20 protein-coding genes and 1 tRNA gene are annotated in these 23,932 nt (G+C 71.1%); 17 read left to right on the forward strand and 4 right to left on the reverse strand.

Annotated elements, in window-relative coordinates:
• Positions 1–25: 25 nt before the first annotated feature.
• The gene (gene mfd / locus M3190_RS06985; protein ID WP_251580097.1) at positions 26–3,616 is read left to right on the forward strand and encodes a transcription-repair coupling factor; all 3,591 of its coding nucleotides are present in this window, start codon (positions 26–28) and stop codon (positions 3,614–3,616) included.
• 64 nt (positions 3,617–3,680) lie between these two features.
• Here the strand turns inward: mfd and M3190_RS06990 are convergent, their stop codons facing one another.
• Both M3190_RS06990 and M3190_RS06995 read right to left on the reverse strand, forming a co-directional pair.
• Positions 3,681–6,353, reverse strand: a complete 2,673-nt coding sequence (locus M3190_RS06990) for a phosphoenolpyruvate carboxylase (protein WP_251580099.1) — start codon at positions 6,351–6,353, stop codon at positions 3,681–3,683.
• A gap of 68 nt (positions 6,354–6,421) precedes the next feature.
• Positions 6,422–7,858, reverse strand: coding sequence for a basic amino acid/polyamine antiporter (locus M3190_RS06995; RefSeq protein WP_308222242.1), 1,437 nt, complete (start codon positions 7,856–7,858; stop codon positions 6,422–6,424).
• 84 nt (positions 7,859–7,942) lie between these two features.
• Between M3190_RS06995 and M3190_RS07000 the strand changes: the two genes are divergently transcribed.
• From M3190_RS07000 to M3190_RS07015, 4 genes are all read left to right on the forward strand, one after another.
• Positions 7,943–8,596 carry a MazG family protein gene (locus M3190_RS07000; RefSeq protein WP_251580101.1) on the forward strand — a complete coding sequence of 218 codons (654 nt, stop codon included), beginning with the start codon at positions 7,943–7,945 and terminating at the stop codon, positions 8,594–8,596.
• Positions 8,597–8,668: 72 nt separating this feature from the next.
• Positions 8,669–9,925 carry a histidine--tRNA ligase gene (gene hisS / locus M3190_RS07005; protein WP_251580422.1) on the forward strand — a complete coding sequence of 419 codons (1,257 nt, stop codon included), beginning with the start codon at positions 8,669–8,671 and terminating at the stop codon, positions 9,923–9,925.
• A gap of 32 nt (positions 9,926–9,957) precedes the next feature.
• Positions 9,958–10,410, forward strand: a complete 453-nt coding sequence (locus tag M3190_RS07010; protein ID WP_251580103.1) for a YdeI/OmpD-associated family protein — start codon at positions 9,958–9,960, stop codon at positions 10,408–10,410.
• A gap of 57 nt (positions 10,411–10,467) precedes the next feature.
• Positions 10,468–11,337: an SGNH/GDSL hydrolase family protein gene (locus tag M3190_RS07015; RefSeq protein WP_251580105.1), complete on the forward strand. Its 870-nt coding sequence runs from the start codon at positions 10,468–10,470 to the stop codon at positions 11,335–11,337.
• Here M3190_RS07015 and M3190_RS07020 read toward each other — a convergent pair.
• Positions 11,246–12,493 (reverse strand): APC family permease, encoded by a 1,248-nt coding sequence (locus M3190_RS07020; protein WP_251580107.1) that lies wholly within the window; start codon positions 12,491–12,493, stop codon positions 11,246–11,248. The genes M3190_RS07015 and M3190_RS07020 overlap by 92 nt on opposite strands.
• A gap of 63 nt (positions 12,494–12,556) precedes the next feature.
• Here M3190_RS07020 and M3190_RS07025 point away from each other — a divergent pair, with 63 nt between their 5' ends.
• From M3190_RS07025 to M3190_RS07065, 9 genes are all read left to right on the forward strand, one after another.
• Positions 12,557–12,913: a GntR family transcriptional regulator gene (locus M3190_RS07025; RefSeq protein WP_251580115.1), complete on the forward strand. Its 357-nt coding sequence runs from the start codon at positions 12,557–12,559 to the stop codon at positions 12,911–12,913.
• Positions 12,903–13,913, forward strand: coding sequence for a DUF1648 domain-containing protein (locus M3190_RS07030; RefSeq protein ID WP_251580117.1), 1,011 nt, complete (start codon positions 12,903–12,905; stop codon positions 13,911–13,913). Before M3190_RS07025 ends, M3190_RS07030 begins: the two co-directional genes overlap by 11 nt.
• A gap of 8 nt (positions 13,914–13,921) precedes the next feature.
• Positions 13,922–14,602: an O-methyltransferase gene (locus tag M3190_RS07035; RefSeq protein ID WP_251580118.1), complete on the forward strand. Its 681-nt coding sequence runs from the start codon at positions 13,922–13,924 to the stop codon at positions 14,600–14,602.
• 94 nt (positions 14,603–14,696) lie between these two features.
• The gene (gene eno, locus M3190_RS07040; RefSeq protein WP_251580120.1) at positions 14,697–15,977 is read left to right on the forward strand and encodes a phosphopyruvate hydratase; all 1,281 of its coding nucleotides are present in this window, start codon (positions 14,697–14,699) and stop codon (positions 15,975–15,977) included.
• Between the two features lie 42 nt (positions 15,978–16,019).
• Positions 16,020–16,526 (forward strand): FtsB family cell division protein, encoded by a 507-nt coding sequence (locus M3190_RS07045; RefSeq protein ID WP_251580123.1) that lies wholly within the window; start codon positions 16,020–16,022, stop codon positions 16,524–16,526.
• Between the two features lie 87 nt (positions 16,527–16,613).
• Entirely contained in the window at positions 16,614–17,084 is a 471-nt protein-coding gene (locus M3190_RS07050) for a DUF501 domain-containing protein (RefSeq protein WP_251580423.1), read from the forward strand.
• Entirely contained in the window at positions 17,081–18,364 is a 1,284-nt protein-coding gene (locus tag M3190_RS07055) for a S8 family serine peptidase (RefSeq protein WP_251580125.1), read from the forward strand. Before M3190_RS07050 ends, M3190_RS07055 begins: the two co-directional genes overlap by 4 nt.
• A 32-nt stretch (positions 18,365–18,396) precedes the next feature.
• Entirely contained in the window at positions 18,397–19,791 is a 1,395-nt protein-coding gene (locus M3190_RS07060; RefSeq protein ID WP_251580127.1) for an NAD(P)/FAD-dependent oxidoreductase, read from the forward strand.
• Positions 19,792–19,868: 77 nt separating this feature from the next.
• A tRNA-Leu gene (locus tag M3190_RS07065) sits at positions 19,869–19,941 on the forward strand.
• A gap of 11 nt (positions 19,942–19,952) precedes the next feature.
• Here the strand turns inward: M3190_RS07065 and M3190_RS07070 are convergent.
• Entirely contained in the window at positions 19,953–20,762 is an 810-nt protein-coding gene (locus M3190_RS07070) for a hypothetical protein (RefSeq protein WP_251580129.1), read from the reverse strand.
• A 112-nt stretch (positions 20,763–20,874) separates the two neighbouring features.
• Between M3190_RS07070 and M3190_RS07075 the strand changes: the two genes are divergently transcribed.
• The 3 genes from M3190_RS07075 to ilvA are packed head-to-tail and all read left to right on the forward strand — an operon-like array spanning position 20,875 to position 23,910.
• On the forward strand, positions 20,875–21,441 hold the full coding sequence (locus tag M3190_RS07075; protein ID WP_251580131.1) for a LemA family protein: 567 nt from the start codon (positions 20,875–20,877) through the stop codon (positions 21,439–21,441).
• Positions 21,442–21,481: 40 nt separating this feature from the next.
• Positions 21,482–22,666 (forward strand): AI-2E family transporter, encoded by a 1,185-nt coding sequence (locus M3190_RS07080; RefSeq protein WP_251580133.1) that lies wholly within the window; start codon positions 21,482–21,484, stop codon positions 22,664–22,666.
• Complete coding sequence (ilvA, locus tag M3190_RS07085) at positions 22,663–23,910, forward strand: threonine ammonia-lyase (protein WP_251580135.1); 1,248 nt, start codon at positions 22,663–22,665, stop codon at positions 23,908–23,910. The genes M3190_RS07080 and ilvA overlap by 4 nt, the downstream gene beginning before the upstream one ends.
• The last annotated feature ends 22 nt before the right edge of the window (positions 23,911–23,932 follow it).

A 23,932-nucleotide genomic window follows, 5' to 3' on the forward strand; every position in this document is an offset into this window, starting at 1 on the left:
CCGGCGCGCCGCGTAGACTTCCCCGGTGACAATTCCCGGGATCGTGCGCGCCCTCGAACAGGCTGACAGCTTCCGGGAGGCCCTCGACGGCGCCGGCTCGGACGTCGACTTCTCGGCGGTGACCGGCCTAGACGCCCCGTTGCTCGCCGGGCTCCTCGAACGACGCGCCGCGTCGGGACGGCCTCCCGTGCTGCTCCTCGTCGCGCCCACCGGACGGCGTGCCGAGAGCATCGGCGCAGCGCTGCAGTGCCTGCTCCCCGACGCGGTCGTGCGGCATCTGCCGGCGTGGGAGACCCTGCCGCATGAACGCCTCAGCCCCAGCGCCGAAACCGTCGGGCGCCGGTTGAGCGTGCTCCGCGAGGCAGCCGACTGGGACGGTCGCACGCCTCTCGTGGTCACGTCATCCGTCCGCGGCGCCCTGCAGCCGATCGCGGCGGGACTGACGGATGCCGGTGTGGTCCGCCTCGAACTCGGGACCCGCGGCCAGGAGCTCGACGACGTCGTGCGCCGGCTCGTGGACCTCGCCTACCACCGCGTGGACATGGTCTCTCGGCGCGGGGAGTTCGCGGTGCGCGGCGGCATCCTCGACGTCTTCCCGCCGGTCGCGGACCACCCCTACCGCGTGGACTTCTTCGGCGACGAGGTCGACCAGATCCGGGCCTTCTCCGTCGCCGATCAGCGGTCGCTCCCCGGAGATGTCCGTGACGTGACCCTCCTTCCGAGCCGCGAGCTGCTGCTGACCGAGGCGGTCCGCGAGCGCGCCGCCGCGCTGCGGGATCGGATGCCGGGACTCGGCACGATGCTCGAGAAGATGAGCCAGGGAATCCCGGTCGAGGGCATGGAGTCTCTCCTGCCCGCCGTGGCGGACGCCGTCCTTCCGCTCGTCGACTACCTCCCCGAGGGCGCCGCCGTCGCCGTCGTCGACCCCGAGCGCGCCGTCACCCGCGCGATGACCCTCGCCGAGACCAACCGTGAGTTCCTCGAGGCCGCGTGGAGCGCGGCGACCGCGGGAGCCGAGAGCCCCGTCGACCTCGGTGCGGGCGACTTCCTCACCCTCCCCGAACTGCGCGAAGCCGCCTCATCCCGTCGAGGCGTCTGGTGGACGCTGAGCACGTTCGACTCCGGCGCCGCGGACGCGGCGGACGAGGGGCTCATCGACAGTACCGGTGCCGCCGTGCGGCTGCCCGCCGCCGCCGTCCCGTCCTTCCAGGGCAACGTCGACGGCGCCACCGCGCACATCGCCGGGCTGCTGGGCGACGGCTGGCGGGTGGTGGTCGCGGCATCCGGCTCGGGTCTCGTCGAGCGCTCGCGCGATGTCCTCGCCGAACGCGGGCTGGCCGCACGCTCTGCCGACGCCCTCAGCCAGCCCCCTGAGACGGGGATCGCGGTGGCGACGGTCGCGACCCTCGAGGCGGGGTTCCTCTTCGCCGACGCGAAGCTCGCCGTCTTCACCGAGAGCGACTTCTACGGTCGGACCATCGGCGCGGACTCGCGTGTCGTCAAGAAGCTCGCGTCGCGCCGTCGCAACGTCGTGGACCCCCTGCAGCTCAAGCCCGGCGACCACGTCGTCCACTCCACCCACGGCATCGGTCGGTTCGTGGAGCTCGTCCAGCGGGAGGTGTCCTCGGGCGGTCGCAACGCGGTCAAGAGCAAGCGCGAGTACCTGGTCCTCGAATACGCCCCCTCCAAACGCGGACACCCCGGTGACAAGCTGTTCGTGCCGACCGACCAGCTCGACCTGCTCTCGCGCTACGTCGGCGGCGAGGCGCCGCAGCTGTCGAAGATGGGCGGGTCGGACTGGGCCGCCGCCAAGGGCAAGGCGCGCCGGGCCGTCCGCGACATCGCGGTCGAGCTCGTCAAGCTGTACTCGGCGCGGATGGCCTCGAAGGGGTATGCGTTCGGGCCGGACACGCCGTGGCAGCGCGAGCTCGAAGAGGCGTTCCCGTTCGCGGAGACCCCCGACCAGCTGCAGACGATCGACGAGATCAAAGCCGACATGGAGAAGCCGATTCCGATGGATCGACTGCTCTCGGGCGACGTGGGCTTCGGCAAGACCGAGGTCGCCGTCCGCGCTGCCTTCAAGGCGATCCAGGAGGGCAAGCAGGTCGCGATGCTCGTGCCCACCACGCTCCTGTCCAAGCAGCACCTCGAGACGTTCACGGAGCGGTTCGCGGGCTTCCCCGTCAAGGTGCGGCCTCTGTCGCGGTTCCAGACCGCCAAGGAGGCGAAGGACACCATCGCCGGACTCGCCGACGGCACGGTGGACATGGTGATCGGCACCCACCGCATCCTCACCGAGAAGGTCGTGTTCAAGGACCTCGGTCTCATGATCATCGACGAGGAGCAGCGATTCGGCGTGGAGCACAAGGACGCGCTGAAGAAGCTCAAGACCAACGTCGACATCCTGGCCATGAGCGCGACCCCCATTCCGCGGACGCTCGAGATGGCGGTCACGGGGATCCGTGAGATGTCGACGCTCGCGACGCCGCCTGAGGAGCGGCATCCGATCCTCACCTACGTCGGACCGCGCAGCGACAAGCAGATCGCCGCGGCCATCCGTCGTGAGCTGCTGCGCGAGGGGCAGGTCTTCTTCGTCCACAACCGGGTCTCGTCGATCCAGCGGGTCGCGGCGCAGCTCGCCGAGCTCGTCCCCGAAGCGCGCATCGTCGTCGCCCACGGGCAGATGGGCGAGCACGCCCTCGAGCAGGTCGTCGACGACTTCTGGGAGCGGCGGGCGGACGTCCTCGTCTCCACGACCATCATCGAGACGGGCCTCGACATCGCCAACGCGAACACGATCATCATCGACCGCGCGGACAAGTACGGTCTGTCTCAGCTGCACCAGTTGCGCGGTCGCGTCGGACGCGCCCGCGAGCGCGCCTACGCGTACTTCCTCTACGACGAGAACAAGCCCCTCAGCGAGACCGCGGCCGACCGTCTGGAGACGATCGCCGTCAACAACGATCTCGGGTCCGGCATGCAGGTCGCCCTCAAGGACCTCGAGATCCGCGGCGCGGGCAACCTCCTCGGCGCCGAGCAGGCGGGTCACATCGCCGGCGTCGGGTTCGACCTGTACCTCCGCATGATCGGCGAGGCGGTCGCGACCTTCCGCGGCGAGGACACCGAGGGTCCCACAGAGCTCCGCCTGGAGCTCCCGGTGCAGGCCCGCATCCCCGAGTCGTACATCGACAGCGAGCGGCTGCGCCTCGAGGCCTACCAGAAGCTCTCGGCCGCGGCATCCGTCACCGCGGCGGACGATGCCATCGACCTCGTCCTGGAGGAGCTCACCGACCGCTACGGCGCGCCCCCGGCCGAGGTCGACGGGCTCATCTCCATCGCACGGCTGCGGCGCCGCGCGGCGCAGTCGGGGCTGTCGGACGTCGTCGCGATGGGACCGAACCTCCGGATCGCCCCCGCGCACATCCCGGACTCCATCCGCGTGCGCCTGCAGCGTCTGCACCCCAAGGCGAAGGTCGTCTCCGGTGGCGAGGCGATGGTCGTCCCGCTGCCGGCCGCCGGCGGCGAAGCGCTCGCCGATGCGGACCTCATCGCGTGGACGGCGCAGCTCCTCGACCAGATCTTCCCGCTGCCGGTGCCGGTGACCCAGGACGCCTGAGCCGCACGGCAACGCCCCGGCGCTGCGACGCCGGGGCGGGACGCGTGTCAGCGGATGCCAGGGCTCAGCCCGTGTTCTGCAGTCCGGCTGCGACGCCCGAGACCGACAGCAGGAGGAGGCGCTGGAGGTCCGGATCGACCTGCCCGCCCGCCTGCGTCTCCCGGAGGCCGCGCAACGCGCGCAGTTGCAGCAGCGACAGCGCGTCGACGTAGGGGCTCCGCATCTTGACGGCGCGACCGAGCACCGGACGGTTCGAGAGCAGCTCGGTGCCGCCCGTGAGCGTCACCACCCATTGGCGGGTGAGGGCCATCTCCTCCCGGACGAGCGCGGCGAGATCGTCGCGGTCGCCGAGCTCGAGGTAGTGGCGTGCGATCCGGTCGTCGGTCTTGGCGAGACTCATGGCGACGTTGTCGATGAGAGTGCGGAACAGCGGCCACTCCTCGTAGGCACGGCGCAGGGTCGCTTCGTCCCCGACCGCCTCGAGCGCCGTGCCGAGCCCGAACCATCCGGCGAGGTTGATCCGTGCCTGCGTCCACGCGAACACCCACGGGATCGCCCGGAGGTCGGCGAGGGACTCGACCGACAGTCCGCGACGGGCGGGGCGCGAACCGAGCGCCAGGAGACCGATCTCCTCCATCGGCGTGACCTGGGCGAACCACGGTGCGAAACCGGGCGCCTTCACGAGGGAGAAGAACCGCTCGCGCGAGGCCGCGTCCATGGTCGCCGCGACCGAGGCGTACCGCTCGGCGGCGCTCCGGTTGCGGTCCTCGATGGAGGGAGCCGAGGCGAGCAGGGTCGCCGCGGCGACCTGGTCGATGTGCCGCATCGCGATGGCCGGGTCGCCGTAGCGGGCGAAGATGACCTCCCCCTGCTCGGTCAGCTTGAACCGGCCGTCGACGGAGTGGGGCGGCTGCGCCAGGATCGCGGAGTTGGCGGGTCCGCCGCCGCGCCCGAGCGCACCACCGCGACCGTGGAAGAGGGTCAGCTCGATCCCTTGCTCCACCGCCCACGCCGAGATCTTCGCCTGCGCCTCGTACAGGGCGAGGTTCGCCGCGACCGGGCCGACGTCCTTCGACGAGTCGGAGTAGCCCAGCATGACTTCCAGACGTCGGCCGGTCGCCTCGAGCCGCGACGCGAACGCCGGGTGGTCGACGATCTGCGCCAGGATGCCGGGGGCGGCCTGCAGATCGGCGAACGTCTCGAACAGCGGGATCACGTCGAGGACCGGGGGAGTGCCGTCGGGGCCGACCGCGTACCGCGCCAGGGTGTGGACGGCGGCGAGGTCGTCCGCGGACTGGGTGAAGGAGACGATGTAGCGGCCGGCGGCGCGCGGGCCGTAGCGGTCCTGCAGGAAGGCGATGGTGCGGAAGACTTCGAGCACCTCGTCCGTCAGCTCCGATCGCGATCCGCCCGCCTCGAGCTCGGCCAGCACCTTCGCGTGCACGGCCGAGTGCTGGCGCACCTCGAGTTCGGTGAGGTGGAAACCGAAGGTCTCGACCTGCCAGATGAGGTGCTGCAGGTGTCCGTACGCCTGACGGGGAGCGCGCGCCGCGACGAGGGAGTCCTGCAGGACGCGCAGGTCGGCGAGCAGGTGCTCGGGATCGCGATAGGCCAGGTCGGCGTTGCGGGTGCGCGTCGCGGCGATCTTGCGGGCGAGCAGCAGCATGATGCGCCGGTAGGGCTCGTTGGGGGAGCGCTTCGCGATCTCCGCTGCCGCCTCCTCGTCGGCATCCTTCAGCCGCTGCCAGAGGGACAAGAGTTCAGCGGTCGGCGGCGTCGACTCGGCGTCGAGGGTCAGCGTGCGCCCGACGCGGCCGGCGGTGCGCTCGAGACCGAGAAGGACGTGCTCGCTCGCGATCGCGGCGGCCTTTCGCGTGGTCTTCGCCGTCACGAACGGGTTGCCGTCGCGGTCGCCTCCCACCCAGGAGCCGATGCGCATGAACGGCCGCACGAGGGGCGCCCGGGACCCGGCATCCTCGCCCTGCAGGACGTCGTCGATGCGGCGGTAGACGTGGGGGATCGACGTGTAGAGGGTCTCGTCGAAGATCGCCATGACGGCGCGCACCTCGTCGGTGGGCGAGGGCTTCTCGGCGCGCAGCGGAGCGGTGCGCCACAGGGTGTCGACCTCCTCGAGCATGCGACGCTCGGCGCGACGTCGGTCGGGGCTCTCGGTCTCGGCGGCGTCGCGCTCGCGCAGGAGGTCGGCCAGGCGACGGATGCTGTTCGACACCGCACGGCGCCGCGCCTCAGTGGGGTGCGCCGTGAAGACGGGGTGGAAGCGCAGCCCCTGCAGACGGTCGAGCGCCGCCTCCCCTCCGATCTCGTCGGAGAGCCGACGGTACGCCGAGACGATCGAATCGCCGGCATCACTCGCGTCGCCGCGACCGCTGCGCTCGCGCAGCACCCGCACCCGCTGGTGTTCCTCGGCGAGGTTCACGAGGTGGAAGTAGCAGGTGAAGGCGCGGGCGACTTCCTCGGCGCGCTCGAGGGTGAACGCGTCCGCGATGGATGCTGCCCGCGCGAACGCCTCGGGCGTCGGGTCGGTGTAGGCCTGGATGGTCGCGACGCGGAGCCGTTCGACGTCCTCGAACAGGCCGGGCGAGCCGCTCTCGCGCAGCACGCGCCCGAGCAGCGCGCCGAGCGTGCGCACGTCGGCGCGCATCCGCTCGGGGATCTCCTGCTCGGCTTCATAGCGGCCGACGAGGTCGATGGCTTCGGTGGGGGTCGGTTCGTGCACCGTTTCACGTTAGCGAGGATTGCGAGCGACATTCTCCGCGTGACGGCGGATGCCGGCACTCGCCACCCTCACACGGCGATGACGCCCTGTGCGATGAGGACGACGGCGACCACGGCGCCGATCGTCGCCAGGGCGAACAGCGCCGCCTCGTGGGGTGTGAACACCCGCGCCCGCTGCTGGCGACGACCGATCACGAACAGGATCGTGCCGGGAACGATGATGACCAGGCACAGCAGCAGATAGGTCGCCCCCGCCGCCCACAGCAGGTACAGCGTGTAGAGCGTCGCGAGCACCGCGACGATCCCATCGCCGAGACGACCCCGGCGGCCGTCCTGCACGGCGAGCTTGAGTGCATACGCGGCGGAGAGGAAGAAGGGGATGAGCGCCAGCGCGCTCGTGAGCTCGAGGGCGGCGTCGAAGGCATTCTGCGCGAACAGGACGACCACGAGCATCGCCTGCGCGAGCAGCGACGACATGGTGAGTGCGCCGGTGGGGGTGTCCTTCGCGTTGGTGCGCCGCAGGAAGCGCGGCAGATCGCCCGCGCGGGCGGCGGACAGCAGCACCTCGGCGGCCATGAGGGTCCACGCCAGGTAGGCGCCGAGCACCGCGACCACGAGAGCGACTCCGATGAAGGCCGCACCCCATCCGCCGACCGCGGCCTCGAGCACGCCGCCCATCGAGGGCTGACGCAGCCCTGCGATCTCCTCCCGCGGGATCACGCCGTAGGAGACCACCGTGACCGAGGCGAACACGGCGAGCACGCTGAGGAAGCCGAGCACGGTGGCGCGTCCGACATCCGACCGGCGCCGCGCGTGCCGGGAGTTCACCGTCGCACCCTCGATGCCGATGAACACGAAGACCGTCACGAGCATCGTCGTCCGGATCTGCTCGCCGAGACCGGTCGCGGCGTCGCCCGACCAGTTCGCGGCGAACACCGCTGGATCGAAGACCGTCAGGCAGAGGACGACGAACACGACGATGGGCACCGTCTTCGCGATGGTGACGATGCGGTTGAGTGCCGCCGCCTCGCGCACGCCTCGGCGGATCAGGACGTAGAACAGCCAGATCCCGACCGACGAGATCACCACCGCGATCGGGGTGTTCCCTTCGCCGAGGGCGGGGAAGACCGCGCCGAGGGTGCCCGTGATGAAGACCCAGTAGAAGACGTTGCCCACGCAGGCGCTCGCCCAATAGCCGAAGGCGGCGAAGTAGCCGACGTAGTTTCCGAACCCCTCTTTCGCGTAGCTGAAGATGCCGGCGTCGAGGTCGGGGCGTCGCACCGCGAGACGCTGGAAGACGAGGGCGAGCATCAGCATCCCGCCGCCCGCGATCGCCCACGCGATGAGCGTGCCCGCGACGCCGGTCGACTCCGCGAAGGTCGCCGGGAGCGAGAAGACGCCGGCGCCGATCATGGATCCGACGACGAACGTGCTGAGGGTCAGCAGGGAGACGTGGGTCGCGCTCGCGGGCGCGGCGGGACCCTGTGCGGAGGTGGCGGGGGTCACCGTCCCACCCTATGCGCGCCGCCCGGACCGGACCGCCCGGTGTGCGGAACCGGAGCACCCGGCATCCCTCGTATCGTGTCCCTCATGACGGACCATGCCCGCGAATCCCACCGCGACCCCTTGCGGGAGGCCGTGGAGACCATGCACGCCGTGCGCGACCGCTGCGTGTGGACGCAGCAGATCGACCACGCCGACCTCGTGCCCTACCTGCAGGAGGAGGCGGCCGAACTCGTCGACGCCGTCGAGGCGGGCACCCGCGCGGACCTCAAGGAGGAGCTGGGCGACCTGCTGTGGCAGGTGCTCTTCCACGCCGAGATCGCCTCGCGTGACCAGACGGATCCCTTCGACATCGACGACGTCGCCGCGGCGCTCGCCGAGAAGATGGTGCGCCGGCATCCGCATGTGTTCGGCGACGCGGTCGCGACCACGCCCGAGGACGTGCTCGTCCACTGGAACGCCGCCAAGGCGGCCGAGAAGCGCACCCGCACGAGCGTCCTCGACGGGGTGTCGATGCACATGCCGTCGCTCGCTCTCGCGCAGAAGATGCTCGGCAAGGCCCGGCAGGTGGGAGTGGCGCCCGAGCCGCCGTCGACGCCCCCCGCCGACGAAGCCGGGCTCGGCGACGCGATGCTCGCACTCGTCGTCCGGGCGCGCGAGGAGGGGTGGGATGCCGAACGCGCCCTCCGACAGCGGTTGCGCACCCTCGCCGGGGAGGTGCGTCAGGCGGAGTCCCGCTGATCGCGCGCGCCGGATCGGGGAGCGGTGTTCTGAGAGACTAGGACGGTGCCCTCCGTGAATCCGCCGCGCGGCATGCGCGACTTCCTCCCCGCAGACAAAGCCCGCCGCGAGCGGGTGCTCGCGATCATCCGCGACCGTTACCGTGCGCACGGGTTCGACGAGATCGAGACCCCCGTCGTCGAGGATTACGAGCGGCTCCACGCGGGGATCGGCGGCGACAACGAGAAGCTCGCCTTCAACGTCCTGCGTCGCGGGCTCGACGCCGATGCCATCCGCGAGGCGGCGGAGGACCCCGCCGCGTTGTCGGACCTGGGTCTGCGGTACGACCTCACCGTTCCGCTCGCCCGCTTCTACGCCACCAACCGAGCGCAGCTGCCCGCGGTGTTCCGGGCCGTTCAGATCGCCCCGGTGTGGCGGGCGGAACGGCCCCAGAAGGGGCGTTACCGGCAGTTCGTCCAGTGCGACATCGACATCATCGGCGACGAGACCGCCCGCGCCGAGGTGGAGCTGCTCACCGCGAGCCTCGACGTGCTGGACGCGCTCGGCCTCGAGGGCGGCACGATCCGCATCAACGACCGTCGCGCCCTCGATGAGATGCTCGCCGCGTTCGGTTTCACCGCCGGTGACCGAGCCGGGGTCCTCATCACGATCGACAAGCTCGACAAGGTGGGACCGGCGGGCGTCGTCGCGGAGCTCCGCGACCGTGGCGCCGACCAGGGTGCGGTGGACGCCTTGGAGGCGTTCCTGAACCGTCCGCAGACGCGCGAGTACCTCCCGTTCGGTGAGGCGCAGATCCGCAAGGCGGTTCCCGCAGCCGTGTCCGATGAGGTCGTCGCCCGCCTCGTCGGCATCGGCGAGGCGGTCGCCGCCGCCCGGGGCACCGCAGAGGTACCGCTGCACTTCGATCCCTTCCTCGTGCGCGGCATGGGCTACTACACCGGCACCATCTACGAGCTCGCTCACCCGTCGGTCTCCTACTCGCTGGGTGGCGGTGGGCGCTACGACGGCATGATCGGGCGGTTCCTCGGTCAGGATGTCCCGGCGGTGGGGTTCTCGATCGGCTTCGAGCGGATCGTCGACCTGATCGGCGCCGGGGAGGATGCGGCATCCACAGCGGTCGTCCTCATCGCCGATCGCGACGTCGCGCTCGCGGAGTTGGCGGCGCACAAGGCCTTCTTCGTCGGGCAGGGTTACCGCGTGCGCCTCGAGCAGCGGACGAAGAACCTCAAGGCGCTGCTGGAGCGGTCGGCGGCAGACGGCTACACCTCGTTCGGCACCGTGTCGACGGGCCTGTCGTCCGCCGCGGTCGAGCTGCGCCCGCTCGGCTGACATCGGAGGGCACGACTGCTAGCGTTCGGCGCATGACGCTGCATGTCCGTACGGTGCTGCCCGAGAACGGCCCCGCGACCGCGATCGAGTTGACCGACGAGCAGGTCGAGGCCCTCGGCGGGGGCAAGCGGGCCGCGGTCCGCGTGACGATCGCCGGGCGCACGGCTCGCCTGCGTCTCGGCGTCATGGGCGGGCGCAACCTCGTCGGCATGTCGAAGGCCGCGCGCGCCGAGCTCGGGGTCGAGATCGGCGACGAGGTCGACGCCACGATCGAGCTCGACACCGATGACCGCGAGGTGGAGGTGCCGGAGGAGCTCCTCACGGCCCTCGACGGCGAGCCGCAGGTGCGCGCCGCTTTCGACGCCCTCGCGCCGTCGCGTCGCAAGGAGATCGTGCGTTCCGTCGTCGACGCGAAGAAGGCGGAGACCCGCGAGAAGCGCATCGCCGCCGCGGTGGACTCCCTCCGGGCACCGGCCACGACCTGATCTCGGGCGTCACCCCCGCGTCGCCCGGTGTTCACCGGGTCGCGGTGGAATGCGCTCGTGCCACCCTCGTTCCGCATCCTCCTGCCTGTCGCCGCCTCCGCCGTCGGGGTCGCGGGCGCCCTCGGTCTCGGCATCCGCGTCGGCCTCGCGCGCCAGGCGGCGATCGCCCGGCGCCGGATCGGCAAGCCGTTGGGGGAGACGGCCCCGTCGGCGGACCGCGTGTGGCGAGCCGGTCTCGGCGGCGCGCCCCTCGACCTCCTGATGCTCGGCGACTCCATCGCCGCCGGTCTCGGGGCCCAGCATCGCAAGGAGACCCTCGGCGGACGCCTCGCGAAGGGTCTGGCCGGAGAACTCGACCGTCCGATGCGCCTGCGCACAGGGGCGGTCATCGGGGCGGAATCGGCCGACCTCGCCGGCCAGCTGGACGCGCTGCCGTCCGACTACCGTGCCGACGTCGCCGTGATCATCGTCGGCGGCAACGACGTGACGCATCGGGTGCCCGTGCCCGTCGCCGCCGGGCACCTGGCGGAGGCGATCCGCCGCTTGCGCGCCGACGGCACCGCCGTCGTCGTCGGCACGTGCCCGGACCTCGGCGCACTCCGCGCCGTGCCGCAGCCGTTGCGGAGCATCGGTTCCCGGGTGTCTCAGCAGCTGGCCACGGCTCAGGCCGACCGCGCCCGCGCCGAGGGCGCGGGGGTCGTCTCCCTGCGGCGAGCCGTCGGGCCCTTCTTCCGCATCGATCCCGACGGCATGTTCAGCCTCGACCGCTTCCACCCGAGCGCTCTCGGCTACCGGCGGACCGCCGAGGCGCTCCTCCCGGTCGTCCGGGACGCGGTCACGGCCGGCGCCGGCGCCGGAGCACCCGGTACGCGAGGCCCAGCACCAGGACGCCGAGGCCGACCGGCACCGACGGCCACGGCAGGGTGACGACGAGCACGACGCATCCGATCCCGCCGACGATCTGCAGGAACCGCGGGTAGCGCCGCGCCTCGCCCCGCTGGCGGAAGGCGGCGAGGTTGGCGACCGCGTAGTAGATCAGGACCCCGAAGGACGAGAACCCGATCGCCCCGCGGATGTCGCCGAGCGCGACGATCGCGACGACGACGGCGACGACGGCGATCTCGGCGTTACGAGGGACCTGCCAGCGTGCGTCGACGGCGGCGAGGGCGCGGGGCAGATCCCCCTCCCGAGCCATCGCGAAGGTCGTCCGGCCGACGCCGGCGATCAGAGCCAGGAGTGCACCGAGGGATGCCGCGGCCGCTCCGATCCGGACGATCGGGGTGGCGGCACCCCAGCCGGCGGCCTGGACGGTGGCCACCAGCGGGGCCGACGCGGCGGCGAGCCCGTCGGGACCGAGGGCATGAAGGGCGACCACGCCGATGACGGCGTAGACGACCAGGGCGCCGCAGAAGGCGAGGACGATCGCGCGGGGGATCGTGCGGGCGGGATCGCGCACCTCCTCGCCGAGGGTGGCGATGCGCGCGTAGCCCGCGAAGGCGAAGAACAGCAGTCCGGCCGACTGCAGGACGCCGAGCGGACCAGAGGCGAAGGCCCCCTCCCCCCAGAACGGCATCGGCGCGCTCGGAGCCGACGAGCCGGCCACCACCACGACCGCCAGAACGACCAGGACGACGGCCACCAGAACGCGTGCCACCTGAGCGGTCCGGGTGATGCCGAACAGGTTCACGGCCCCGAGTGCCATCGCGGCGACCGCGGCGACCGGACGTTCCCATCCGGGCGGGGCGACGTACGCGGCGAAGGTCAGTGCCATGGCGGCGCAGCTGGCGGTCTTGCCGATCACGAAGCCCCACCCGGCGAGGAAACCCCACCACGGCCCGAGCTCGGCACGTCCGTAGGCGTAGACGCCTCCCGACGTCGGATGCACGGCGGCGAGCTGCGCCGTCGAGGTCGCGTTCCCGAAGGCGATGACGGCAGCGAGGGTCAGACCGACGAGAAGGCCGGAACCGGCGGCCTGCGCGGCCGGGGCGAAGGCCGCGAAGACACCGGCGCCGATCATCGCCCCGAGTCCGATGACGACGGCATCGCCCAGCCCGAGTCGTCGCGACAGGCCGGGGGAGGACACGGCGAGAGCGTAGCGGACCCACGCGAATGGAGATGCTAGTTATAGTTTCGCTATAATTAACGCATGCTCATCCGTGTCGATCCTCAGAGCGCCGTTCCGCTGTTCACGCAGATCGCGGCGGCGGTGCGCGGCGAGATCACGTCCGGCCGTCTGGCGGCGGGGGAGCGGCTTCCCGCGGCGCGCGACGTCGCGGGCGCGCTCGAGGTCAACCTCCACACCGTGCTGCACGCCTACCAGGATCTCCGCGACGAGGGTCTCGTCGACCTGCGGCGCGGGCGAGGGGCGGTCGTCACTCCGGCAGGTGCGGCCCTCGGCGGGCTGCGCGCCGAGATCGCCGCGTTGGTCGACAAATCCCGCGCACTGGGCGTCTCGCCCGACACCCTGTCCGCTCTCGTCAAGGAGGCCGCTCGTGACCACTGACATCCACACCCTCGCCCGCCGACGGTTCACCCTCGTCGCTGTCCTGCTGCCTGCGCTGGTGACCGTCGTCGCGCTTGTCGCGCAGGTGCTGCTTCTGTCTCTGGTGCCGGGCGTCGTCGCGACGCACTGGGGGTGGGCCGGCACGCCGGACGGGTTCGCGCCCTCCTGGACCGTGCCGTTGATGACGGCGCTCCTCGGCCTGGGGCTCCCCGCCCTCCTCTTCGCTGCCGCCATCGGGGGGCTCCGCCGCGGCGACCACGGCGCCTCCTACCGTCTGCTCGGCGCGGTCGCGTTCGGCCTCGCCGTGCTCATCGCCGCGCTGGGAGTCGCGACCCTCGGCATCCAGGTCGGACGGACCGACCCCGGGGTTCCCCTCCCCGTGCTGCTCCTGCCGGGCACCCTCCTCGCGGCCGCCGCGGCCGGTCTGGTCGGATGGGCGGTGCAACCCCGCCTGCCGTGGCGTCCCACCCCGACGGCGACCGCCGCCCCCGTCCCCGTCCGCGCGGGGGAGCGCGTGGTCTGGATGCAGGGGGTCACCCTCGCGCGTGCCGGTGCCGTCGTGCTCGGGATCGCGTTCGTGATCGGATGCCTCGCCGTGCTGCCGGTGCTGTTCTTCGGCGACCCCGTCGCAGCGATCATCTCCGGCCTCGTCGTCGTGGTCCTGTTCGTCGTCGTCGCCACGACCCTGCGCTTCCACGTCCGCGTCGACGCGGAAGGCCTCACGGTCGTCTCCGCCGCGGGGTGGCCGCGCGTCCACATCCCGACCGAGGACGTCCTCTCGGCCGAGGTGGTCGAGGTCTCGCCCTTCGGTGAGTTCGGCGGGTGGGGCGTCCGCTGGTCCGGCGGCGGACGGCAGGGCGTCGTGCTGAGGGCGGGGGAAGGGATCCTCGTGCGCCGGCGCGACGGAGGCACCCTCACCGTCACCGTCGACGATGCCGCCGCCGCGGCGGGGCTGCTGACCACGTATGCCGCGTTGACGTCGGGGCGCCGGGGCGATTGAGTGGCGACATGGTGCATCCTCATCCGTACGATCCGGTCCCCGCTCGCTGGAACGACGTCGACGACTACCTGACGACGACACTCGTCGCCCACGACGACGCGCTCGCCGCCTCGGTCGCCTCGCTGGCCGAGGAGGGGCTGCCCGAGATCGAGGTCGCGCCGCTGTCCGGCAAGCTGCTGCACCTGCTGGCGCGGATCAGCGGTGCACGCCGCGTGCTCGAGATCGGGACCCTCGGCGCCTACTCCACCATCTGGCTCGCCCGTGCGCTTCCTGCCGGTGGCCGGGTGGTCTCGATCGAGGCCGAACCCCACAACGCCGCCGTCGCGCGGCGCAACCTCGAACGCGCCGGCGTCGCTGACAGGGTGGAGGTGCGGGAGGGGCGCGGCGAGGACGTCCTGCCGACCCTCGAGGGCGACGAGCCTTTCGACCTCGTCTTCATCGACGCCGACAAGGAGTCCAACGCCCTGTACCTCGACTGGGCGGCGAGGCTCGGCCGACCGGGCACCGTCGTCGTCGTCGACAACGTCGTCCGGTCCGGCCATGTGGTGGAGACGGATGCCGGGGCGCAGGTCGACGGCGTGCGCGCCGGCCTCGCGATGCTCCGGGACGATCCGCGGTTCGAGGCGACGGCGCTGCAGACGCTCGACCGGAAGGGGTGGGACGGCATCGCGATCGCGCTCGTCGTGTGACGGCCGGTCCTGTGCGGCATCCCGCGCGTCACTAGACTCGTCTGCGGACCGACGACGCTCCCGTTCCATCCTCCACAAGCAAGGAGACACCCCCGTGGCATTGATCGAGGCAGTAGGCGCACGCGAGATCCTGGACTCGCGCGGCAACCCGACCGTCGAGGTGGAGGTTCTGCTCGACGACGGCATCGTCCAGCGCGCAGCCGTCCCCTCCGGAGCATCGACCGGCGCCTTCGAGGCGTACGAGCTCCGTGACGGCGACAAGAGCCGGTACGGCGGCAAGGGCGTCCTCAAGGCCGTGAACGCCGTCATCGACGAGCTCGGCCCCGCCATCGAGGGCATCGACGCCAGCGAGCAGCGCGTCATCGACGAGATCCTCATCGCCACCGACGGCACCGAGAACAAGTCGCGCACCGGCGCGAACGCCATTCTCGGCGTCTCGCTGGCCGTCGCGAAGGCGGCCGCCGACAGCGCCGACCTGCCGCTTTACCGCTACCTCGGCGGACCCAACGCCCGCGTGCTGCCCGTGCCGCTGTTCAACGTCATCAACGGTGGCGAGCACGCCGACAACGGCATCGACATGCAGGAGTTCTTCCTCGCTCCGATCGGTGCGGAGAGCTTCTCGGAGTCGCTCCGCTGGGGTGCAGAGGTCTACCAGGTCCTGAAGAAGGAGCTGCAGGCCGCCGGCTACGCGACGGGCCTCGGTGACGAGGGCGGCTTCGCCCCGGATCTCCCCAGCAACCGCGAGGGGCTCGACTTCCTCGTCAAGGCGATCGAGAAGGCCGGTTTCACGCCCGGGTCGCAGATCGCCCTGGGCCTCGATGTGGCCGCGACGGAGTTCTTCAACGACGGCGTCTACCGCCTCGAGAACAAGGACTGGACCGCCGAGCAGCTCACCGACTACTACGCCGACCTCGTCGACTCGTTCCCGATCGTCACGATCGAGGACGCGCTGGCCGAGGACGACTGGGAGAACTGGACCGCGCTCACCGAGCGTCTCGGCAAGAAGGTCCAGCTGGTCGGCGACGACCTCTTCGTCACCAACCCGAAGCGACTCGCGGACGGCATCACGCGTGGCGCGGCGAACTCCCTCCTCGTCAAGGTCAACCAGATCGGCACGCTCAGCGAGACGCTCGACGCCATCGACGTCGCCCACCGCGCCGGCTACACCACGATGCTCTCGCACCGTTCGGGCGAGACCGAGGACACGACGATCGCGGACCTCGCGGTGGCGGTCAACTCGGGTCAGATCAAGTCGGGCGCGCCCGCTCGGAGCGAGCGGGTCGCGAAGTACAATCAGCTTCTGCGCATCGAGGAAGACCTGGGCGAGGCTGCGGAGTTCATCGGCGCCGCCGCGTTCCCGCGCTTCAGCGCCTGACGGGCGAGCGCACCGCACACTGACCGACGAGAAGGGGGAGCCGTGGACAGACCATCGGCTCCCCCTTCCCGTGCGCCCCGGAGCTCGCGTGAGCAGTCACCGACTGAGCGCGGGGGTCGTCGGGTCGACGTCCGCGACTGGGTCGGCGGCATCCGGATGTCCGGGTTCATGGGGATCATGCTCGGACTCGTCGTGCTCGCCGCCTTCGTCCTCGTGCCCACGATCGGCACCTATGTCGACCAGCGGCAGCAGATCGCCGCGCTCACGCACGACGTCGAGGCCACGAAGGACGAGATCACCGAGCTGACGACCGAGCGCGAGCGGTGGCGTGACGAGGCCTACATCGTCGCCCAGGCCCGCGAGCGGCTCTACTACCGTCGGCCGGGCGAGGTGGTCTACCTCGTCGCCGACGACCTCCCCACCGACCTCATCGAGCCCTCGCAGCGACCCGTCAGCGACGACGTCCAGGAGACCCAGCGCGACTGGATGACGCAGTTCCTGCGCTCGGTGACCGAAGCCGGTCTCGCTGAGACGGTCGCCCCGGACTGACGCCCACCTCCCGGACCCGGGGCCGGGTACCCTTGACCGGTGCCTCATCCGACCCTCTCGCCCGCCACCGCCGCCGATCACGACACCATGCGTGAGCAGCTCGGACGGCCCATGCGCGGCGTGATCGGCATCGCCGCGCGGTGCGTCTGCGGCAACCCGACGGTCGTCGCCACCGAGCCGCGGCTGCCGGACGGCACCCCCTTCCCGACGTTCTACTACCTGACCCACCCGGGCGCGACCGCCGCCATGTCCGCGCTCGAGGCGACGCAGGTCATGCGGGAGCTGAGCGACGACCTCGCCGCGGACGAGGAGCTCGCTGCGGCCTACGCACGCGCCCACGCCGCGTACCTCTCGGACCGCGAGGTCCACGGCACCGTGCCCGAGATCGCGGGTGTGTCCGCCGGCGGGATGCCGACCCGCGTGAAGTGCCTCCACGCTCTCGCGGCGCACTCCCTCGCCGCCGGCCCCGGCGTGAACCCCATCGGCGATCGCGCTCTCGCGCGCGGGTCGTGGTCGCCCGAGCGCTGCACCTGTGCGACACCGAGGGTGGCCGGATGACGCGGGTCCGCACCGCCGTTGCCGCTGCGCTCGTGGCCGTCGCCGCGCTGCTCACCGCCGCCGCGCCGGGCCCGACCACCACTCCGCCGCCCGTCGACCCGGTGCGCAACATGGAGTACTGGCTGAAGGAGTACGGCGTCGCCGACGCGTGGAAGACCACGAAGGGCGCCGGCACGACCATCGCCGTCATCGACACCGGCATCGGCAAGGGGCCGAAGGAACTCGATGGGGCCGTGACGGGCGGCGCGGACTTCTCGGGCGTCGGCAAGGCGGACGGACGCACCCCCGTCGGGGACAGCGATCGCAACCACGGCAGCTGGGTCGCCTCCCTGGCGGCCGGGCGCGGTACCGCAGCGGACAAGGGGATGATCGGTGTCGCCCCCGAGGCGGACCTGCTCTCGCTCTCCATCGGGTTCGGTGACTCGGCCAGTGTCCCCTTCGTCGACCAGGTCGCCGAGGCGATCCGGTGGGCGGTCGACCACGGCGCGGACGTCATCAACCTCTCCTTCACGACCAACACCCTCGATTGGGACAGGTCGTGGGACGACGCGTTCCTTTACGCCTTCGACCACGACGTCGTGATCGTCGTCGCCGCCGGCAACCGCGAGAGCGGCACCGAGGAGGTCGGCGCTCCCGCGACCATCCCCGGGGTCTTGACGGTGGGCGGCGTGGACCGGGAGGGGCGGGCGAGTCGCACCGCGTCGACGCAGGGGATCGTCATCGGCATCTCCGCGCCGAGCGAGGAACTGCTGGGTGTCTCCGCCAACGGCGACCTCGTCATCTGGGACGGCACGAGCGGTGCGGCGCCGATCGTCGCCGGAGTCGCCGCGCTCGTGCGGTCGGCTCATCCGGACCTGGACGCCGCGAACGTCATCAAGCGGATCATCGCCACCGCGACACCGAGCGATCGCGCCGAGAAGGTCCCGGACCCGCTGTACGGCTACGGGCTGATCAACGCCGCGCGAGCGGTCTCGGCGCCCGTGGCGAAGGTCTCCGCGAACCCGATGGGGGACCTGCGCGAGTGGATCCGGCTCTACCGCCGCGCCGAGTCGACCCCCCAGGCCAGCCCCACGCCGACGCCGTACACGGTCGCGCCGCTGCCCGAGGCGGAGCCGCCCAGCGACGCGGTCTCGCCGCTGCTGCCCAGCAGCGATACGCTGCGCTACGGCACCGTGCCGCTCGTCGTGGTCAGCCTGGGGACTATACTGGTCGTGCTCGGGGTCACCGCTGCTGCCCGGCGCATCCGATCGGCGCGCACCCCGCGACCGCCGAGCCGTTGAATCAAGGAGTTCTTCCGACTGTGACTACCACTGTGCCCAAGATCCTGGTCGTCGGAGGCGGCTACGCAGGTTTCTACACCGCGTGGAAGCTCGAAAAGCACCTCCGCAAGGGTGAGGCCGAGGTCACGATCGTCGACCCGCTTCCGTACATGACGTACCAGCCCTTCCTCCCCGAGGTGGCAGCGGGCGGCATCGAGGCGCGCCACGTCGTCGTCGGTCTGCGTCGCCACCTGAAGCGCACGCGCATCGTCATCGCCAAGGTCACCGGCATCGACCACGCGACCAAGACCGCGACGATCACGCCCGAGCTCGGCGAGCCGTGGCAGGAGCAGTACGACCAGATCGTCGTGACCGCCGGCGCGGTCTCGCGCACCTTCCCGATCCCCGGCATCGCCGAGAACGCGATCGGACTGAAGACCATCGAAGAGGCCGTCGCGATCCGCGACCGCATCCTCACCAACTTCGACCGCGCCGCCAACCTGCCCCCCGGGCCGGAGCGCGATCGTCTGCTGACCGTCGTCGTCGTCGGCGGTGGCTTCGCCGGCATCGAGGTGTTCGCCGAGACGCGCGCCTTCGCGAGCGCGCTGCTGAAGGACTACCCGACGATCTCGTTCGACGAGACGCACTTCCACCTGATCGAGGCGATGGGGCGCATCATGCCCGAGGTGTCGCTGAAGACGAGCGAGTGGGTCCTGAAGGACCTCGCCAAGCGCGGCGCCAACGTCCACCTCGACACCCAGGTGAAGGGTGCCGTCGACGGCAACGTCGAGCTCTCGACCGGTCAGGTCATCCCGACCGATCTGATCATCTGGACCGCCGGTGTCATGGCCAACCCCACCGTCGTCCGCGGCAGCGACCTGCCCGTCGAGGAGCGCGGGCGTCTCCGCACCCGCGCGGACCTGCGAGTGGGCACCCCGGAGGAATTCGTGGAGGGTGCATGGGCAGCCGGTGACGTGTCCGCCGTGCCGGATCTCTCCGGTGGCGGTGTCGGCGGCTTCTGCGTCCCGAACGCCCAGCACGCGGTTCGTCAGGGCAAGTTGCTCGCGAAGAACATCGTGGCCGTCCTCCGGGGCGAGGAGCCCAAGGACTACTTCCACAAGAACCTCGGCGCGGTCGCCGGGCTCGGCCTCTACAACGGCGTTTTCCAGTCCGGCAAGATCGCGGTCAAGGGCTTCTTCGCCTGGATCGCCCATCGCGGCTACCACGGGCTCGCCATGCCGACCTTCGAGCGCAAGTTCCGCGTCGTCGGCGACTGGTGGCAGAACTTCTGGCTCGGCCGGGACAACGTGTCCATGGAGACGCTGCAGAACCCTCGCTACGTCTTCGAGGAGTTCGCCGCGCGTCCGCGCCCGGCCGCTCCCGAGACCCCTGCGATCGACCCGAAGACGGTCGCCGCGGAGAAGGCCGGCAAGGTCGCCGCAAGCTGACCACGCGTCCGTGAGACCCCCGTTCCGGCTTCCGCCGGGGCGGGGGTCTTCTGGTGTTCCGGGATACCCTGACGGAGGCCCCCGTAGCCCAATGGCAGAGGCAGGCGACTTAAAATCGCTTCAGTCTGGGTTCGAGTCCCAGCGGGGGCACGGCCTTCCGGTCAGCGCGGCAGGATGCTGGGCGGGTCCGCATCCCGCCATCGTTCGATGGTCTGCGCCGTCCAGTACACGGCGAACGCGCCCAGGGCGACAGCTTCGCCGATCAGCACGCCCACCGTGTCCGGGTTCGCGATCGCCGCGCCGACCGTCGTGACGAGGGCCGCCGCGATCACGACGGACACCGCGAGGTAGACGCGGCGATACCCCGCCGCAGGGGGATCCTCGCCGAAGGACGTCACCCAGGGGATCGCCGCGAACATCGCGAAGAAGCAGACCGTCGCGACCAGGTGGAGGTTGATCCCACCGGGAAACGGGAACACAGCCGCAGGACCCGGGGCGAATGCGAGGATCGCGAGAGCGATGACGACCGCGGACGCGGTGCCCCCGACGATCGCCACCCGTCGCCAGGCCAGGTCCCCGCGTGCCGCGAGGACGATGCCCAGGGCGACGAGGATCGTCACCATCGTCAGGTACACGCCGACCCCGTTCCGGACGGTCGGCAGGACCTCCGACGGGACGGACGGCTCACCGCGGTAGCCGGTGGGGACGATGGCGATCAACGGGGCGAACACGGCGGCGATGTCGAGGAGCATGGACTCCGTGTCGCGGCCCGAGAGGACCAGCAGGGCGACGCCGGCAGCGGTCAGCGCGCCGACGAAGACGCCGCCCGCGGGGGAGTAGTAGTAGTCGCTGATGGACGGGAGGGGCCGCCCGCCGCTGCGTATCAGCTCGATGAGAACGGATGCCGCCACGGCCACCACGATGCCCACGAGGGCGAGTCGCAGGTACCGGTGTGTGCGCAGACCCGTCACACCTGCGACCCTACAAGCCAGGCCCCGTGTGCAACGCCTGAGAAGTGCGGCCGGGGATCCGCATCCATCGGGCCCGCCTCGTTAGGATGATCAGGCTATCGATCGGAGACTCATGGAAATCCTCATCGCGGTCCTCGTCGTCGTCGCCCTCCTTGTCATCGTCGGCGTCTACCTCTGGGCCACCTACAACTCGCTCGTCGCCCTGAACGTGCGCGTCGATGAGGCGTGGAGCGACATCACCGTGCAGCTCAAGCGCCGCGCGGACCTGCTGCCCAATCTGATCGAGACGGTCAAGGGATACGCGGCGCACGAGAAGGCGGTCTTCGAGAACGTCACGCAGGCGCGCGCCGAGACTTTGACCGCGACCACTCCGGCCGATGCGGGTGTCGCCGAGGGGCACATGCAGCAGGCGCTGAAGTCGCTGTTCGCGGTCGCCGAGGCCTACCCGCAGCTCCAGGCGAGCCAGAACTTCCTCCAGTTGCAGCAGGCCGTCGTCGACACCGAGGACAAGATCCAGGCCTCGCGACGGTTCTACAACGGCGGCGTCCGCGAGCTCAACACCAAGATCAAGGTCTTCCCGAACAACCTCTTCGCGCGTCGGCTCGGATTCGGCGAGCGGGAGTTCTTCGAGGTGGTCGACGGCGCGGCGATCGCCGAGCCGCCGCGGATCCAGTTCTGATCCGCCGCGCCCGCAGAGGCGCACGTCCTAGGATGGCCCAGTGAGCGGCACCGACGACAAGCACCGGAACGGGTTCCTCGAGGCGCTGCGCTCACGCACGGTCTCCACCGAGGTGTCGGGGACGGTGCCGCGCGGACTGAAGGTCGCCACCGCCTACGCGTGGCGGTTCCTCGTGCTCGCCGCGGCGATCGCGGTGCTCGTGTGGATCGTCATCCAGCTGCGGCTGCTGATCATCCCCCTCCTCGCGGCCATCCTCCTCACGGCGCTCGTGTGGCCGCTGTTCTCGCTCCTGCTGCGACGACTGCCGCGATGGCTCGCCCTGATCCTCACCCTGCTGTTGACGATCGCCGTCGTGGTCGGGCTCCTCTGGGTCGCCATCTGGCAGATCACGCGGGATGCCGCATCCGTCCGCGACCGCACCATCCAGGGCATCGCGCAGTTCCGCGACTACCTCATCGAGGGCCCGCTGCATCTGACGGGCGGGCAGATCGACGACGCCGTGCGGCAGGCTTTCGAGATCCTTCAGGAGCAGGCCCAGCTGCTGTGGTCGGGGGCCCTCGCCATCGGGTCCACCCTCGGCCACGTCGCCACCGGCATCCTGCTGACGCTCTTCATCCTCATCTGCACCCTCGCGGACGGCGGCGGGATCTGGCGGTGGACGGTACGGCTGTTCCCGACGCGCGCCCGCGCCGCGGTCGACGGGGCCGGCCGGGCGGGATGGCGCACGGTCATCAACTACGCGCGGACCCAGCTCCTGGTCGCGACGATCGACGCCATCGGCATCGGTGTCGGTGCGGCGCTGCTCGGTGTGCCGCTCGCGGCCCCGATCGGCGTACTCGTCTTCCTGGGCGCCTTCGTGCCGTTCGTCGGCGCCGTGCTGACCGGGGCACTCGCCGTGTTCCTCGCGCTCGTCTACAACGGGCCGTGGATCGCACTCTGGATGCTCGTGATCGTTCTGGGCGTGCAGCAGTTGGAGGGCCATGTCCTGCAGCCGCTGCTCATGGGGTCGGCGGTCAAGGTGCACCCGCTCGCGGTCGTGCTCGCCGTCGCCGGAGGGGCGATGATCGCCGGGATCGCGGGCGCGGTGTTCGCCGTCCCGCTGGCCGCATTCGTCAATGTCGTCTGGCTCTACCTCTCGCGGCGAGGGTGGGAGCAGCCGGTGGACCCCGGACCCGACGACCTCATCTGGAGCACCGTGCCGCGACGCAGGAGGATGACCGCGTGACCGAACAGGCGAAGATCGCCGCCCCGACCCTGGCCGAGTTCGAGGCCGCCGCGACCGAGCTGGCCGGCGTCGTCTCGCGCACGCCCGTCGAGGATTCGGAGTTCCTCTCGAGCGTCCTCGGCGCCCCTGTGCACCTGAAGCTCGAGAATCTGCAGCGCACCGGATCCTTCAAGATCCGCGGGGCCACCTACCGTCTCTCGCGCCTGACCGCGGAGGAGCGGTCCCGCGGCGTCGTCGCCGCCTCGGCGGGCAACCACGCCCAGGGTGTCGCACTCGGTGCGCAGACCCTCGGCATCCCGGCCACGATCTTCATGCCGCTCGGTGTCCCCGTCCCCAAGCTCCTGGCCACACGCGGCTACGGAGCGGACGTCATCCTCGAGGGCGCGACGGTCGAAACACCCCTGCGACTGGCCCAGGAGTTCGCGGAGCGGACCGGGGCGGTGTTCATCCCGCCCTACGACAACCACGACATCATCCTGGGGCAGGGCACCCTCGGGCTCGAACTCATGGACGAGATCCCCGGCCTCGAGACGATCGTCGTCGGGATCGGTGGCGGGGGACTGGCCGCGGGCGTCGCCGCGGCGACGAAGGCCCGCGCGGCGGCGGAGGGACGGACCATCCGGGTCATCGGCGTGCAGGCGGAGAACTCGGCGGGATACCCCGGTTCGCTGCTCGCAGGGCGCCCGATCGACGCCGAGCACACCTCGCCGACGATCGCGGACGGCATCGCCGTCAAGCGTCCCGGGACGATCCCCTTCGACATCATCCGCGACCTCATCGACGAGGTCGTCACCGTGAGCGACGACGACATCGCTCGCGCGATCCTCGTCCTCATCGAACGTGCGAAGCAGGTCGTCGAGCCCGCCGGCGCGGTCGGGGTGGCAGCGATCCTCACCGGCAAGGTGACCGCGTCGGGTCCGACGGCGGCGATCCTCTCCGGCGGCAACATCGACCCGCTGCTCCTGCAGCGCGTCGTCGCGCACGGATTGGCGGCATCCGGTCGGTACATGACTCTGCAGATCCCGCTGCCCGACCGTCCCGGTCAGCTGGCCCGCGTGTCCGAGCTCCTGTCGGTGGTGGGGGCGAACGTCATCGAGGTCCTGCACACCCGCCACGGTCAGGGACTGCAGATCAGCGAGGTCATCCTGCAGCTGAGCGTCGAGACGCGCGGTGAGGAGCACCGGACGCAGGTGCTCGCGATCCTGCAGGACGCCGGCTACGCGCCGACGGTCGTCCCCAACTGAGTCCGCTCGCCGGCCGGTCGCC

This window comes from Microbacterium oleivorans (genome assembly GCF_023715745.1).
Classification (GTDB): domain Bacteria; phylum Actinomycetota; class Actinomycetes; order Actinomycetales; family Microbacteriaceae; genus Microbacterium; species Microbacterium oleivorans_D.